The 15,883-nt window shown below is 37.9% G+C and carries 14 protein-coding genes; 5 read left to right on the forward strand and 9 right to left on the reverse strand.

The annotated features are described in order from the left end of the window. Positions 1-338 precede the first annotated feature (338 nt). From GVK91_RS26560 to GVK91_RS26575, 4 genes are all read right to left on the reverse strand, one after another. Entirely contained in the window at positions 339-713 is a 375-nt protein-coding gene (locus GVK91_RS26560; RefSeq protein WP_159732506.1) for a VOC family protein, read from the reverse strand. 26 nt (positions 714-739) lie between these two features. Beyond that, on the reverse strand, positions 740-1,504 hold the full coding sequence (locus GVK91_RS26565) for an AraC family transcriptional regulator (protein WP_159732509.1): 765 nt from the start codon (positions 1,502-1,504) through the stop codon (positions 740-742). 466 nt (positions 1,505-1,970) lie between these two features. After that, positions 1,971-2,882, reverse strand: coding sequence for a cation diffusion facilitator family transporter (locus GVK91_RS26570; protein WP_153848116.1), 912 nt, complete (start codon positions 2,880-2,882; stop codon positions 1,971-1,973). A 105-nt stretch (positions 2,883-2,987) separates the two neighbouring features. Continuing rightward, positions 2,988-3,140: a hypothetical protein gene (locus GVK91_RS26575; protein ID WP_153848117.1), complete on the reverse strand. Its 153-nt coding sequence runs from the start codon at positions 3,138-3,140 to the stop codon at positions 2,988-2,990. A 310-nt stretch (positions 3,141-3,450) separates the two neighbouring features. Between GVK91_RS26575 and GVK91_RS26580 the strand changes: the two genes are divergently transcribed. After that, positions 3,451-4,014, forward strand: a complete 564-nt coding sequence (locus tag GVK91_RS26580; RefSeq protein ID WP_153848118.1) for a ferritin-like domain-containing protein — start codon at positions 3,451-3,453, stop codon at positions 4,012-4,014. Between the two features lie 188 nt (positions 4,015-4,202). Here the strand turns inward: GVK91_RS26580 and GVK91_RS26585 are convergent, their stop codons facing one another. After that, positions 4,203-4,388 (reverse strand): hypothetical protein, encoded by a 186-nt coding sequence (locus tag GVK91_RS26585; RefSeq protein WP_075993108.1) that lies wholly within the window; start codon positions 4,386-4,388, stop codon positions 4,203-4,205. Between the two features lie 246 nt (positions 4,389-4,634). On the opposite strand from GVK91_RS26585, the gene GVK91_RS26590 reads away from it, so the two are divergent. Continuing rightward, positions 4,635-4,919: a hypothetical protein gene (locus tag GVK91_RS26590; protein ID WP_120333748.1), complete on the forward strand. Its 285-nt coding sequence runs from the start codon at positions 4,635-4,637 to the stop codon at positions 4,917-4,919. A gap of 164 nt (positions 4,920-5,083) precedes the next feature. On the opposite strand, the gene GVK91_RS26595 is transcribed toward GVK91_RS26590, so the two are convergent. Continuing rightward, positions 5,084-5,584 carry an RNA polymerase sigma factor gene (locus tag GVK91_RS26595; RefSeq protein ID WP_159732512.1) on the reverse strand — a complete coding sequence of 167 codons (501 nt, stop codon included), beginning with the start codon at positions 5,582-5,584 and terminating at the stop codon, positions 5,084-5,086. Between the two features lie 413 nt (positions 5,585-5,997). On the opposite strand from GVK91_RS26595, the gene GVK91_RS26600 reads away from it, so the two are divergent. Continuing rightward, positions 5,998-6,150, forward strand: a complete 153-nt coding sequence (locus GVK91_RS26600; protein WP_120333750.1) for a lmo0937 family membrane protein — start codon at positions 5,998-6,000, stop codon at positions 6,148-6,150. A gap of 53 nt (positions 6,151-6,203) precedes the next feature. Here GVK91_RS26600 and treZ read toward each other — a convergent pair whose 3' ends face one another. From treZ to treY, 3 genes are read right to left on the reverse strand one after another with little or no spacing between them, the layout of a single operon-like run. Next, positions 6,204-8,021: a malto-oligosyltrehalose trehalohydrolase gene (gene treZ, locus GVK91_RS26605; protein ID WP_159732515.1), complete on the reverse strand. Its 1,818-nt coding sequence runs from the start codon at positions 8,019-8,021 to the stop codon at positions 6,204-6,206. A gap of 14 nt (positions 8,022-8,035) precedes the next feature. Further along, positions 8,036-10,144 carry a glycogen debranching protein GlgX gene (glgX, locus tag GVK91_RS26610; protein ID WP_159732519.1) on the reverse strand — a complete coding sequence of 703 codons (2,109 nt, stop codon included), beginning with the start codon at positions 10,142-10,144 and terminating at the stop codon, positions 8,036-8,038. Between the two features lie 8 nt (positions 10,145-10,152). Then, on the reverse strand, positions 10,153-14,349 hold the full coding sequence (gene treY / locus GVK91_RS26615; protein WP_235033002.1) for a malto-oligosyltrehalose synthase: 4,197 nt from the start codon (positions 14,347-14,349) through the stop codon (positions 10,153-10,155). Between the two features lie 204 nt (positions 14,350-14,553). Between treY and GVK91_RS26620 the strand changes: the two genes are divergently transcribed. Then, a complete protein-coding gene (locus GVK91_RS26620) occupies positions 14,554-15,036 on the forward strand; it encodes an adenylyltransferase/cytidyltransferase family protein (RefSeq protein WP_159732525.1) in 483 nt (160 codons plus the stop codon). Between the two features lie 15 nt (positions 15,037-15,051). After that, on the forward strand, positions 15,052-15,534 hold the full coding sequence (locus GVK91_RS26625; protein WP_153848124.1) for an adenylyltransferase/cytidyltransferase family protein: 483 nt from the start codon (positions 15,052-15,054) through the stop codon (positions 15,532-15,534). Positions 15,535-15,883: the final 349 nt, after the last annotated feature.

Genomic DNA, 15,883 nt, shown 5'->3' on the forward strand with positions numbered 1-15,883 from the left:
CAGGTTTCTCTGTGTCCCAGCATCCTCAAAGAAAAGTGCCTAGTTTAATGTTCAAGTTGCTGCTTTAGCTCTGTTAGTTTTTAATATAAAAATATTGATTATACATTATTTTCAAAGATATGAGTTTGAGTTACACTCCCTTCGGCCTGGTAATTGGCAGGCAACTTATTGCTTAATAAAATATTCCAAATAATGATCGGCAACATCAATATGAAGCAGTTCAAATAATAGCTTTTATAACTCATACTATAGATTTTTTGGTTGGTTTAGTATTCCCCCACTCTGTTTTTAATTTTGATAGCAAATCTAACCTCTCTGAGATAATCTCAACTTTATGATCATTTAAAAGGAGTTACACTGATTTCAATCATCAGATTTTCAAAATAAAAATAGAATCCAAATGAATCCCTGATTTTCTTTGGTGCGCTTTCAAATTTCAAACCGCTGTCGTTTATTAATTTCTGATATACCTCGTGAACAGCTTTCTCATCTTTTTGATAAAATCCAATATGGAAATTCGCTGGATACTTAGGTCTATTTTCCTCGTTGTTCAATTGCTGCCCCCAAAGGACTAAAGCAAAATTATTGCTACTTTCAAGCACTGCCATTTTGCTGTTTCTGTTTATAATTAAATTAAAACCCAACTTTTGCGTAAATAGATCTACGGCTTTATCTACCTCTTTTACGACCAGGTTGATGTGATTTAGATGCATTTTTTCTTCTTTTATTTAATACAAAATTATGCATCAGGAATCAGGTTCAATTGGATAAATCGGTCGTTTTCATTTTTGTTTAAAATAGTTGGCGTTACTCCGGCATATTTTTTTACTTCACGGATAAAGTGAGATTGGTCGCCATAGTTCAGTTCTGGATAGAAATTTCCTTCTTTCAGTTGTTGCAATGAATTTGAAAAACGTACAATGTTAACATATGATTTTAGCGTAAGCCCAAGCCAATTCTGGAAATAGCGGTTAATCTGCCTGCTACTCCAACATATTTTACCCGCCAGTTCTTTTACTGTAATTTCTCCCCTAGATTTACTGATAAGCTCAAACAACTTCTGTTTCATTCCATCCATTTGTTTTTTATACTTTGAAGAAATAGTATAACAGGCCTTTTTATAAAAACACTCGAAGTCAATGAGGTCATCTTTTGAAAATCCCCAATAATCATCTGGCAACGTTTTTTTTGTATTTTTTAAATCCGAAAAAGAGTGATTAAAAATATATTCCGCAGCAGTTGGATAAAAGCTAATGGCGAACATCCGAGATTTCGGGAATGGTGGCTTTATAACAGGTTCTGTACAGACTCCACAAATAAAAATCTCAAAAGCTCCTTTTTCATCTGTCAGAAGAAATAAGTCTATTTTGCCGTCTGGAACGATAATTCCTTCTTTATTCTCATCAGAATGATTTATTACCATCCAGATACTCTCTACGATGTGTTCAAGCGATTGCCACGGCTTAAGTGACATATATTCTAATTGATTATTTTGAAAATTCATCGTTAAGCAGCTCTGAAATTGATATTTACAAATGTATCATTTTAAATAATTCGCTGTTCATTCTACTTAGCATAATCTCATCGCTCAAAGCAGCGGATTGGCCGTCGGTATTGATTTTCTGTTCATGGCATTATGGTCTCGATAATAAGTAGGTTCTTCGTTAACCAATTGAAGCTTCCCTTCATTCAAGAAAAATGTAATGCCCCCACTTTACCTTGAAGTACTTACCTTCCATGAACCGGATGCTGTTTTAATTTTATCTATGGAAGATTTGCTAGCCCCAGCGGTTTTTAAATTCTTTTCTTTTTTCATATCCAATGCTGTTCTTATTTGATCCATCAGGGGTGAACAAAGCCAAAGTCTGAAAGGTTTGGTAGGTATTTATATTTGCAAAAATTACCACCATTTCTGCGCTATGGGCTTGAAAATGATGTTTTGATAGCGTGTTAAAAGGGCTTTTATATGATTATTCTGGTTGAATAATCACAAAGTGTACAAACTCAAATTCATTTTTTATATCCTCACGAATCCGGCGTATCGCCTCGGTGATCTCCTCTGTGTCAAGATGATCTTCAAAGTCAATAATAAGCATCAATACAACATACTCTGGCGATTGATAAGTGGATAGTATGTTTTTAGTTTTTATAACAGCCGAATCCTTTTCGGCAAGCTGGGCGATTTTCAATCTTGTTTCTGAAGCAATTCCCTCTCCCATTAATAAGCTTCTGCTTTCTCTAGCCAATATAAAGGATACAAAAACCAACAACAAGCCTACGATTACTGAAGCTAGGCCATCTAATTCAGGAATCTGCAAGTAATGACTTAGTCCCATTAGTACCATAACGATTATTAACCCTGCCACAGCTGCACCATCTTCAAAGACCACAAGGAAACTGGAAGGATCTTTACTTTTAATAATTGCATCCCACCACCCCATGCCATTGCGGGTTTTATTGAATTCTTTTAAAGCAATAAAAAAAGAAGTTCCTTCAAAAATTAAGGAGAGTATAAGTACAATATAATTCCAAAAAGGATCGCTCATTAATTCGGGTTTCATGATATGAGCTACACCCTGGTAAATAGATAATGTACCACCAAGCCCAAAAATCAGAATGGAAACAATAAAAGACCAAAAGTATAGTTCTTTACCATAACCAAAAGGATGAGACTGGTCGGGTGGCCTCTTACTTCTTTTTAAGCCATAAAGTATGAGCAATTGATTTGCAGTATCTACCGTTGAGTGAATACCCTCTGAAATCATGGATGAACTATTTGTAAATGCTCCCGCAATGAATTTAGTTAATGCAATTAATACATTCGCCGCGAGTGCACTGTATATTGATTTTTTATTACTGGTTTTTAATTCCGGATTATCCATGGAGGTTTTGATGCGTTTATTTCGTATATTTTTCAATTACTTTTTTGAGATCAATACCTTTACCAAGGACCGGTTTAAAAATATCACCTTCACTATTCATCCTTTCTAACGTAATTCTGTTCCACTTGGTTTCCCGCCAAAGGGTTCCGGGGTTTTCTCTTCGGTACGCTTTTGCCGATATTTAGCTAATCCCATAGCTGTATCTTTAGGTGATCTGTTTCTAGCTGTTTTTCCCTTTTTGGATTTATTATCGGCCATGATCGGTATTTTAAAAATTAATATATTGGTAAATAATAAAATGCATATTACACTACCAGTTAATTCGATTTTGATATAGCACAAAACTCAATATGAAATGGTTTTCTCTGATTTAGCAAATTGCTGTTTATGGCCTTATAAATATTATTCTGAACAATGCTGGCGTGCGAAAGGTTTTGCTAACAGGATTGTACCCAAACTTAGAAGAGAATATCGCTTTCGTTTTTATTTGATAACAGTTAAATATATTTTATTGAACTAAAGTGGTTTGGGCTGGGTTATCTATGCAGTAACACTTAAAATTTTTATTATGGCAACTACGAAATCTGTACCGGCAAAAAATGCCACAAAAAAACCTTCTGGTAATACCGGAAAAATGAAAGACAGTGAATTCCACGAGTTTTTCGTCGATGAACTAAAAGACATTTATTGGGCCGAGAAACACTTAGTGAAAGCTTTACCTAAAATGCAGAAAGCGGCAACTAGCGAAAAACTCGCCGCTGCTTTTGAAAAGCATACCAAGGAAACTCAGAAACATATAGAAACTCTTGAACAGGTATTTGAGCAATTGGGAGAAAAAGCTGTTGCTAAAAAATGTGACGCTATGCAGGGTCTACTTGATGAAGCCGATTCGATCATTTCTGACACAGAAAAGGATACTTTTACCAGAGACGCAGGCCTCATCCTTGCCGCACAGAAAGTAGAACACTACGAGATCGCTACTTACGGTACTCTTCGCACATTTGCAGAAACGATGGGACACGACGATGTAGCTTCACTGCTCCAAAAAACCTTAGACAATGAGAAGGATACCGACGAAGCATTAACAGGGATAGCAGGCGGTTTCGTAAACGACAAGGCTGCCCAAGAATAGTTGAAATACAGCAAAAACCTTGGCCAACAGCTAAAGGCTTTTTACGAAAACAATGCGAGGTATATAGTTGTTATTTATATTCTCAACTATATTAAGTAAAATTCATGTATGAAGGTCGGACTTGATAATCCGACCTTCATTAATTTTTAGCAAAAGCCGAAAATTAGACTTCCCAAAATGAACCGCCTTTAAGACTCGTCTTTAGTGTTCTTCACAAGACTTATTCCTGATGAGAAGAAAATAAGCGCCAAAATGCCGACTACTGCCAAATTCGTATAGGCATTACTTTTCATGATCAGTTCATAGCCGGTATAGATTAGCCCTACAATACCCAATACTGTGAGAATAGTTCCAAATATTCTTTTTACGTTCATGATGAATATATTATTTTTTTGAATCCTTTTTGCCTGAAAATTTTTCTATTTCACCCTCAAGCTCCTGCTTTTAATTACTGATATAACACGTCTCAAAAACAAATAGATTGCTTTTGCAAAATAAATTATTGGATCGCCAAAAAAACAAAAATGGCATACGACTGTTAGAATTATCGCAGATCAAAATTCCAAAAATTATGATCTGAGATAAGATCACTATAACTTTAACTTTCAATTTGTAAGATTATGAATGGTATTATTTTTCATGGTACTGAGATTCATTATGGCGGCATAGCTGAGTTCTTATTTAGCCCGGAAATTGGTTATAATGCGATGCCAGCAATTATCGAATTCCTCGGCGGCGAAAAAGCCTACGCCGAAATTATCCACGCTCTTCCTTCAGAAATCACGATTACGGTGGGTGAACATTCAACCGATAAGGAAGAGAAAGTCCCCCAGGAAACTTGGCTACTTCGATATGATAAAAAAGAGGACAATTGGAAAATAGTTGAAAAGTTGCAGCCGGGATGAACCTTCGTCGGAGTGCAATCATGTTCAGTTGATGACCATACGATTTCCGCAAAGGAACTATTGTTTTGAAAGTATACGAAAGAAAGGCTGACTTTAAAAAGTCAGCCTTTCGCAAAAATCAAACTAAACTGAAACGTTAGCTCTTGTTTTATTTGTTGGGATTGTCAATTTAACCGGTAGACCTTAAGCTGTTTTTGCAGCTTTTTTCTTACCATATGGATTCTCGTTTTTATTGTACCTTCTGGCATATCAAAATATGATGCAATTTCATGGTATTTATAACCATCTAAAAACAAACGGAAAATTTCATAGTTTTCTGCCGTTAAGCTGTTCATCGCACGTTCGATATCTTCGGCCATAAACTTATTGATCCCTTTGTTGAGTTCTATTGTATTTGTACTTTCCAAGACCACATATTGATCTTGAATTTCGGTGGTACGCTTTGCTTTTCTATACTTATTGATGTAAGTATGTTTCATAATTACATATAACCAGCTCATTAGCTTCGGATGCTGAACAAAATTGTCTATGGACTTCAATGCGCGTATCCACGTTTCTTGGATCAGGTCTTCCTTTTCATCTGGATCAGCTGTAAATTTAGCAGCAAAATGATTAAGTAAACTTCTTTTTTCGTTGATGAGTACATTTAAATTGTGGTTGTTCATAACTTATCCTCTTTCTTTATTCAACTGATTGTTTAAAATGATTTTACAAGAAAAGGATAACAAGAAGAGTGCTAATTTTGAGGGCCAATTTGCACGTAAAATAAATAGCATTGTTAGCGGTAAAAATACGTTGTCCTTATTTACAAAGCCTATTAAGCAAATTTTAATGGATTTTCGCCCTTAATTTTAAATACAGATAAAAAAATAAGCAAATAATAAAAAAAGACAATAGGGTATTTATATATAGGGAAATGTTATAAATACGTTTATTCTAAAGTGTTATTTGCAAACCAGTTTGCTAGTCAGTCGCTAAAAACTGTACACTTTATTGATAACTAACAACTAACGTTTAAATTTTATCCATTCAAACCATAATCCATCGAAGGCTGTTCTACTGCAAAAACAAATATATTATGGGAAATTTATTATATATCATTGCTGTTATTTTAGTCATTATTTGGGCGTTTAGTTTCTTTGGAGGTTATGCTACAGGGAATATAATTCACGTTTTATTAGTTATCGCCATTATTGTCGTTCTGTTACGTGTAATCCGAGGGGCTGCTTAACGCGATATAAAAATCTGATGCATGGTATATAAAAATTTTTATATACCATGCATCTACAGAGAAATATAGACCTGACCTGACCAAGGCTTTAGCGATGCCACAGTGTTTTGAGCATAATCAGTATCAAACAAAACCGCGGCATCCATTTCATTCGTATTAAATATCATTTTCCATTGCAGATCCTCAGGCAGCGTTACCTGTTGTACAATGGCAGAAAAATTCATCATTACAAAAAGAGAACTATCGTTTTTTTTCATCGCTAAGATAAGTACTTTTTGATCTTGGAGACATTTGGCTGTCACTTCATCGCGCTGTATATTTTTCAGCACAGGATTGGTTTTACGGAATGCTATCAGGGATCTATAATAAGATAAATAGTGCTGATGGACTTCGCTATCCTGTTCGTCCCAATTCAAAACGGTATTCCTAAGTATCGTCTCGTCCTGCGGATCGAGAAATTCTGAATCTTCAAAAAAATCTTCAAACTCTTTTTTTCTTCCCTGTCTCACCTGCTCTACAAGTTTGGGGTCACTATGACTGGTAAAATAGGGAAAAGCTCGTTTTGTACCCCATTCTTCTCCCATGAACAGTAAAGGAAGATACGGGGATATGAACACCGCAAAAGCCATTAGTCTCGTTATTTCTACAGGATAGAGTGAAGCCGCGCGATCGCCCATCATCCTATTGCCGATTTGATCATGATTCTGACAGAAAACTATAAAATGATCCCCTTTGATACCGAGAGTGTCCGTTCCAAAGAATTTTTCCCGATGGGGAGAATAGTTGCCATCGAATACATATGCTTTTTCATAAGCTTTTGCGAGATCGGCCAATCCATTAAATTCCTCATAGTATCCCCTTTTTGGTTCGCCCACGCTTACTCTTAAAGCATGGTGGAATTCATCTAGCCATTGTGCATCCATCCCAAAACCATTTTTCGCCAATGGGTCTAAAAATCGTCTATCGTTGAGATCGCATTCAATAAATAGAAAATGGTTTTTTCCGGATTTAGCAATAATTTCATCCGTTTCCTTCCGAATTTGCTGAAGGATATGAACAGCGTTAAAATCCTTAATTGCATGTACCGCATCCAAACGCAGCGCATCGATATGAAAGTCTTCAAACCACATGCGTACATTGTTCAGTACCAAATCCCGCTGTCCATGACAATAGCTATCGTCGTAATTCAGCGCATTACCCCAGGGCGTATGGTATTTGTCGGTAAAATATGGGCCATAATTCGAGAAATAGTTTCCCTCTGGACCGAGATGATTATAGACGACATCCAAAATTACCGCAATATTGGCCTCATGACAGGAATTCACAAGCCTTTGGAATTCCGAAGCGCCACCATAGGAATGCTGCACTGCAAAAGGAAAAACACCATCGTAGCCCCAATTTCTTTCACCAGGAAACTGTGCAACAGGCATAATTTCAATAGCAGTGATACCCAAATCTTTCAAATAGGGAATCTTTTTGATAACACCATCAAAATCATGGGATGAAGTAAATGTTCCTACATGAAGCTCGTAAATAATAAAATCAGACAATGCTGGCGGCCGATAGTCTTTATCGGTCCAAGAAAAAGTGAGATCAACGATTTTTGAGGGACCATGTACACCTTCTGGCTGGGAGAGCGAAATCGGATCCGGCAATTCGTTGCCATCGACACTGATCCAGTATAAATCTCCAGCTGCTAATAAATCAGTCTCTGCGTACCAATAACCATATTGTTGGGGCTTAAGCGCGATCTCCATATCTTTTTGATAAAATCGGCAAAGCACATTCTTTGCCATTGGTGCCCATACGCGAATCTGCCAAAGGTCACCATTGCGACGAATACCCAATTGTTGAATTCCTGTCTTGCTCATATATATCCCCCACTTTATTGTGATTGAAATAAAAGTATGGAACGTGAGGGCACTAAAATAGAATCTCCTGCTGAATAGTTTCCAAGGCTTTCTATCGTATCATTATTCGTATCTAAGATCTTAAACCATCCAGCCCCATAATTTTCACCGGGGAGCGTGTAGGTTACATCTTCCCAATACGCATTAAATATCAGGTAAAAATTAGCATCCACGATTTTCTTTCCATCGGTATCTACTGATCTAATTCCCGCACCGTTTAAAAACACAGCGAGTGAGCGCGCATAGTCTTCCTGCCAGTGATGATCATCCATCTCAGATGCATCTGGAAGAAACCATACAATATCTTCAACACCTGTACCGCGGATAGGCAATCCTTGAAACCATTTGCGACGACAGAATACCGGATGTTCTCGCCTAAAATGGATCAATTTTTTAGTGAAGTCCAATAAAGATACGTCTACATTGGCCCAGTTGAGCCATGAAATCTCATTGTCCTGACAATAGGCGTTATTATTGCCCTGCTGTGTTCGCCCCTGTTCATCGCCAGCGACAAGCATAGGTACTCCCTGGGAAAGAAATAATGTGACGAGCATGTTTCTTTTTTGTTTTTCTCTCAGGTTATTTACCGTAGAATCATCTGTAGGTCCTTCTGCCCCACAGTTCCAGGAGCGGTTGTGGCTTTCTCCATCTTTATTATCCTCACCATTAGCTTCATTGTGCTTTTCATTGTACGATACCAGATCGTGGAGCGTAAATCCGTCATGTGCAGTAATGAAATTTATACTGGCGGAAGGTGTACGATTGTCACCCCGGTATAAATCGGACGATCCAGTCAGGCGATTAGCAAATTCAGCGATCATACTGTCCGCTCCGATCCAATAATCGCGGATACAGTCACGATACTTTCCATTCCATTCGGCCCAACCGGCGGGGAACTCGCCTACCTGATACCCTCCTTCTCCAATATCCCATGGTTCGGCAATTAGTTTAACCTGTGAGATCACGGGATCCTGATGGATAACGTCAAAGAAAGAGCTCAATTTATCTACGTCATGGAGCTCCCGCGCTAATGCTGATGCCAGATCAAAACGGAATCCATCAACGTGCATTTCCTGCACCCAATAGCGTAAACTATCCATGATTAACCGTAGTACATTAGGCTGGCGGGTATTCAATGTATTGCCTGTTCCAGTAAAATCCATATAATAACGTGGATCTTCAGCCAAACGATAATATGAAGCATTGTCAATTCCTCTAAAAGAGAGTGTTGGTCCCATTTCATTCCCTTCGCCTGTATGATTGTAAACGACATCAAGGATAACTTCTATCCCTGCACTATGAAGTGCTTTTACCATTTCCTTGAATTCCACGACCTGCTCTCCATGGGTACCCGAAGCTGAATAGCGTACATCAGGGGCAAAAAAACCAACACTGTTATATCCCCAATAGTTAGTTAGTCCTTTATCCTGTAGGTGACGGTCTGTAATAAAATGGTGTATAGGCAATAATTCAATTGCAGTGATCCCCAATTCCTTTAAGTAATTTATGGTGACAGGATGCGCCAAGGCAGCGTATGTTCCTCTTATTTCTTCGGGAATCTCTGGATGAGTTGCTGTAAAACCTTTTACATGTGTTTCATAAATCACACTTTGGTGCATCGGTATACGCGGAGGAAGGTCGTCCCCCCAATCAAAATGACCGTCTATAACCACGGATTTCGGGACGAAAGGAGCGCTATCAGTTGTATCCAAACTTAAATCGTCCTCTCCTATATTGTACGCAAATAAAGCATCATTCCATTGTACGACACCCGAAATTGCTTTTGCATAGGGATCAATCAGTAATTTATGGGGGTTGAAACGATGTCCCTGGGCCGGATCGTAAGGACCGTGCACGCGATAACCGTACAGTTGTCCTGGTTTAATTCCCGAAACATAAATATGCCAAACTTGATGCGTCTTCTCCGTTATCTTAAATTTCTCGATTTCTTGTTGGTTCGAACTATCATAGAGATAAAGTTCGACAGCTTCGGCATTTTCGGAGAAAAGGGCAAAGTTAACCCCTTCTCCATCGTAATTTGCGCCTAAAGGATAAGGGCTTCCAGTATTGATTTTTGTTTCCATTTTTATGTTTAACGGTTGTATAATTTTGTATAGTCATTTAATCTCGCCTGAAGTTTTGGAGAAAAAGCTCTTTTCTGCATGCGCCACAACCAATTTCCGGTCGTACTGGCAGGTCGGTTCATACGACAGGATCCATCAAGATTGAGGATATCTTGCATCGCAACAATGACTGTATCTGCGACAGAGGCGTAAAGTGATCGTATGAGGACCTCATTTACATTTCCACTTTCAACAATTTGTCCAAAATACCTATTGATATTTAGTTTACTCGATGATTTAAGATCTTCACGATACCAAGAAAGTGTTGTATTATTATCGTGTGTTCCAGGATAGGCAACAGAATTTCTGCAATAATGATGTGGAATATGGGGTGAATGTGCCATATCGTTATCAAAAGCGAACTGTAAAACCGCCATGCCCGGAAAGTTGTATTGATCGCGCAGATCATATACCTTCGCATCGATATCTCCAAGATCTTCAGCGATAAAAGGCATGTCATCTAAATGAATTTTTACTTGATCAAAAAAATCCGAACCAGGGCCTGTTGACCAACGTCCATTCTTGGCGGAACTTTCTTCAAAGGGAACGTCCCAATAGGAAGAAAATGCCCTAAAATGATCAAGCCGTAACCTATCAAACAGCGCGCAATTGTGTGACAGGCGCTCAATCCACCATCTGTAGCCATCTTTTTTGAGCGATCCCCAATGATAAGTCGGCATCCCCCATAATTGTCCCGCTGCATTAAAGTAATCAGGCGGAACCCCAGCAACATTTTTAATAGTACCATTTGCTCCTATGGAAAAATAGTGCGGATTGGCCCAAACATCGGCAGAATCATAGGCAACATAAAATGGAATATCACCGATAAATCTTACGCCATAATCGTATGCGTAGTTTCTTATGGCATCCCATTGTCTGAAAAATAAGTATTGAAACCATTTTTCCTTTCGCAATTCATCTGCGAATTCAATTGCGAAATCGTTAAGTGCAGCGCTGTCGCGATGTTTGTATTGTGTTGGCCACTCATACCAAGGACGATTCCCATGTCTGTTTTTTAGAACTTTGAAAAGCGCATAATCCTTAAGCCACGAAGATTCACGGTCTACAAATTCGGAGAAATCAAGCGCATGTTGAACAGAAAGACGATTAAATGCCTTCTCCAAAAGTTTGTACTTTGTGAAGACTATAGCAGCAAAATCTATTGTTTTAGAACTATTTCTTTTTAAAGCCTTTAGTTCCCCTCTTTCCAATAAGCCAAATTCCAGCAATTCGTTTAAATCGATGAATAATGGATTACCTGCTCTACTACTTAGGGTGCTGTAAGGAGAATGGTTTTGCTCAACATCTGTAGGCCCTAAAGGAAGTACCTGCCACCAGCTTTGGCCGCTATAATGCAGTTGTTTAACAAAACGACGAGCTCCGGATCCCAAATCACCAATTCCATAGGATGATGGCAATGAGCTGATATGCATTAAAACACCCGCACTACGCTTAGTTGGGCTACTTTTGTATTTTAAAATAGCCATTGGAAGATCCCTAAAAATGGTATTCACTGAAATTTCTGTGCCTTCGCCCCCTATGTCAAATAGCATGTGATGCCAGGTCACGGAATGATTTACGGAAAGATGAACGCTCGTATCTGCCCAGTCAAATGAGCCAGGTACGAATTTGGAGATTTTACCGATAGCAGCGAGGTGTAGCGGAAGTACTACGATCATCCAATCATCTCCAGATCTACGCGCGAATGCCAAAATATGTTTACGGTAACGACCGCTTACTTTTAACGGAATATAACTGCTATCTGATGCAAGTGCAGCATCATGCTTTCTGAATTTTACCAATTCCTTAACTAACCATAGTTTAATTGTCCCATCGTATCTATTTTGCCATAATTGTCTAATTCGACTGTCGTTGGGCATATTTTCAATAGCCTTCAGCAGATTTTCACTTAATTGATAATCTATCGGTCGTCGATTGTCGGGATCAACAAAACTATGGTTCCAGAGTTCCGACCCCTGGTAAATATCAGGTACACCGGGACAAGTAAATTTCAAGATTTGCTGTGTAAGCGAGTTTAAAATCCCGAAATCAGCTACCGCCTCAATAAATTGATAAAAGCTCGTAAAAAATGGACGATCTTTATCAAGCAAAAAAGAGGCAAATTCCCGAACAGCGTCTTCATAGGTTAAATTTGGATTTTCCCAGCTCGAGCGCACTTTCCCTTCGCGTAGATATTTAACCAAGTAGTCCAAAAAACGTTTTTCAAATGCGTCGTATGCTTCTCCATCCTGTTTTTCCATTGGATAAGAGGCTACCAGCGACTGATAAATAAAATATTCATCATTCGGATGTGGGAGGTCTTTTCGATATTCATTCCAAACCACATCTTGCCAAATCTGAACCTGTTTAACCCATTTCTGAGCCATAGCGGTTAGGACTAATAAGCGACTTCGCGAATCCTCACCACGTTTGGTATCGTGGGTAGAACTTGCATTGATGGACAGTGGCCAAAATTTTTGCCTTTCCTGCATTAATTTGTGGAATTTCTTTTTACTTAGCCCCCAATTATCCGGATGATCGCCGACTTCATTGTGTCCTATTAAACGGTTGTATGTATACATTAACGTATCTTCCACACCCTTAGCCATTACAGGGCCGGCCAACTGCATACATCGGAGAAAAAAATCAACCACAGCAGTATGGCTCAGCGATTTTGAATCTACCTGTGCTTGCTCAAATAGTTCTCGAAATTGATTAACCAGCTTTTGATCGAGCTCGGGCTTTCGGGTCAACTTTTTAAAAAGAGAAGACAGCAGATTAAAATTGTTTGCCAACAGTGGAAAGCTTTCGTCATATAATCTATAAACAGGGAAAAATCCTAAAAAAGAGGTTAGAATATCTTTTAAAGGCCCTAGCTTATTCGGACTTTTAACTGCTAAAAGTGATGCCAATGACCGGGCCAGGTTATTAAGCTCGCCCTGCATGTGTTCATTGAGAATTATGCTCTTTTTTATATACTGTTGTTTTTTAATGGATAGATTTTCTCCAATAACTTTTCTATAATACTTATCCAATATTTTCTTTCCCGATTTACAGGAGCAAACATTATTGGAAGCCGATAAAAAATCGTAGCCTGTTGTTCCCTGTATAGGCCATTCGAGTGGAAGTTTCTCCCCCTGTTCAAGTATTTTTTCAGCAACTATATAAGGTTGTGGACCGATTAATTTCCTCAAATTAAATAAATAGTCAGTAGGCTTATAAAGTCCATCAATATGATCAATCCTTAATCCATCAATCAGTTCTTCATCGACAAGTTTTTTTATCAGCTTATGCGACTGCTCAAATACATTTTTGTCTTGTACATTTAAACAAATCAATTCATTGACCGTAAAAAAACGTCTAAAATTTATACGTTGATTTGTAAACCACCAAGGACAAAGCTCATAAAGCTGACTAGCCACCAGTTCGTGAATACTTTCTAGATTATTATTAAATTGGTCAAGAATATGCTTTAATTTCTCATTGGGAAGGTGCTTAAAAATGTGCGCACGCAGCTGTCTCCACTCCTCGACATCTCCATTAGCTTGAGCCGTATATATTTGAACCAGAAGTCCACTAAAATCCGACTGGCTCTCTTTTAAATAATCATTAAGGACGAAAAAATAGGATTCAGGCGAAAGTGGATAAAGGTTTTCCTGATAAGAAAGCCGAAGACTATCATCTGAGAAAACGACAGCAATTTCGTGGTTTGAAATCGTTTCGTCTAAAATCTTAGACAAGATAGGCACCATTAACTTTCCTTTCTCGAATAAATTGGAACTATAGCAGGTATCAAAAAAATGGCTAAATTTTGATGTCTGTCCAAATTCGAGCAGATTCATTAGCCATTCATTCGAGGGATGAAACGCCATATGGTTAGGAACAATATCCTGTAACCATTTGATATGATATTCACTTAACTCTTTTTTAATGGATCTCAGCTCGTCCAGCGTACCAAGTTCACTATTTATTTTATTGAAATTTGTGCCGTCATAACCATGCATACTCCCTGGTGTTGACTGAAAAATAGGTGCAGCGTAGATTGTATCGATGCCCAGATCTCTTAAGTAAGGAATAATTCTCTTGAAATCCGAAAAGTTAAATTCTTTATGAAACTGAATTCTGTAAGTAGTGTTTGGCGTATTTATGGATACATTTCTATTCATCTGCATGGCTCGCTGAATTTCATTTTAGATCAGAACGTCAGCCAGCAATTTTAGTTCATACGAATTTCAAAAAAGAAAGATGGAAAAAGGTCCAAGAATTCTGAAAATACTACAGTAAAAAAATAATTTAAAATTAAAACGAATCTTTTTGAGCTACGTTCTACCTATACTTCTTCAATAATTGCAGTTTTAAACTAATATAAAATGAAAAAAATAGGAATTACGTTTTCTGCTTTTGATCTGCTCCATGCAGGTCACGTTAAAATGCTCGAAGATGCCAGAGAACATTGCGACTTTCTGATCTGCGGCCTACAAACCGATCCAACACTTGATCGTCCGGAGAAAAACAAGCCAACACAATCTGTATTTGAACGCTATATGCAATTAAAGGCATGTAAACATGTAGATATGATTATTCCATATGCAACAGAACAGGATCTGGAAGATGTATTACGTTCGTTCAAAATACATGTGCGGATCTTAGGCGATGAATATATGGATAAAGCATTTACAGGAAGGCAATATTGCGAAGAAAAAGGAATAGAATTGTATTTCAATAGACGGGAAAACAGGTTTTCGAGTTCTTCTTTACGCCGAATAATTGCATCGAAAGAAAGAGTCAGTGCGGGTTCAGTCGTAAACATAAATGAGGGAGTTAACTATGCCTTAAAGCGTATAAATGCATAAACTAATAATGAATATATGAACGTAGGTATTATTTTCGGCGTATTCGACATGTTACATGTAGGCCATATTGTTGCACTACAGGAAGCTAAGAGCAAATGTGATTATTTGGTTGTAGGACTTAAAACGGATTCAAACATACAGAATGCTGAATCCCATGATGCAGCACAAACAATGGTCGAACGGTTTATCAAATTGGAGGGTTGTCAATTTGTTGATGAAATTATTCCTTTTGAATCGGATAAAGACATCACGGATATGCTTCAGTCGCTGCCCATTCACAAGTATTTTATAGGTGAAGAATATAAATTGGTCGATTTTTCAGGAAAGGATTATTGTATCTCGGAAGGAATCGAAATATGCTATATCAAAAACAAAAATAGGTTCTCGAGCCAATCACTTCGAAAAACTGTAAGTGACAAAGAAGCCGAAAAGGGAGAAAATGCTTTTCAGCACAAATCTGACATGCTATCCCTAAATCAACGTATACCTCAATTTTAGAGGTATCAATATATCGGTAGCGATAAGTAGAAAGCTTGTAAATAACAATAATATCGTTAGGTATGGAAAAAATCAATATTGGTATTATTACGAATTTGAGAAAGCTACTGTTCGCCTACCGTATACTTTTTTCTGAGCATATACAAAGTCCGGCAAATATTGTACTTGAAGCAACATCTATTGATTCTATCAGCAGCAATTCTTACATCAATGAAAGGCCAGAATTGCTGCTGATAGATTATCGCCTCGTATTTAAAGACACAGCACTTTTCTTTTCGTTTGTAAATTATTTTTATCCCGACACGGTCATTTTACTTATTGTACATCAAACTTTTCTTTGGGAAGCAAA

Source organism: Sphingobacterium sp. 18053, from assembly GCF_902706145.1.
Lineage (GTDB): Bacteria > Bacteroidota > Bacteroidia > Sphingobacteriales > Sphingobacteriaceae > Sphingobacterium > Sphingobacterium paramultivorum.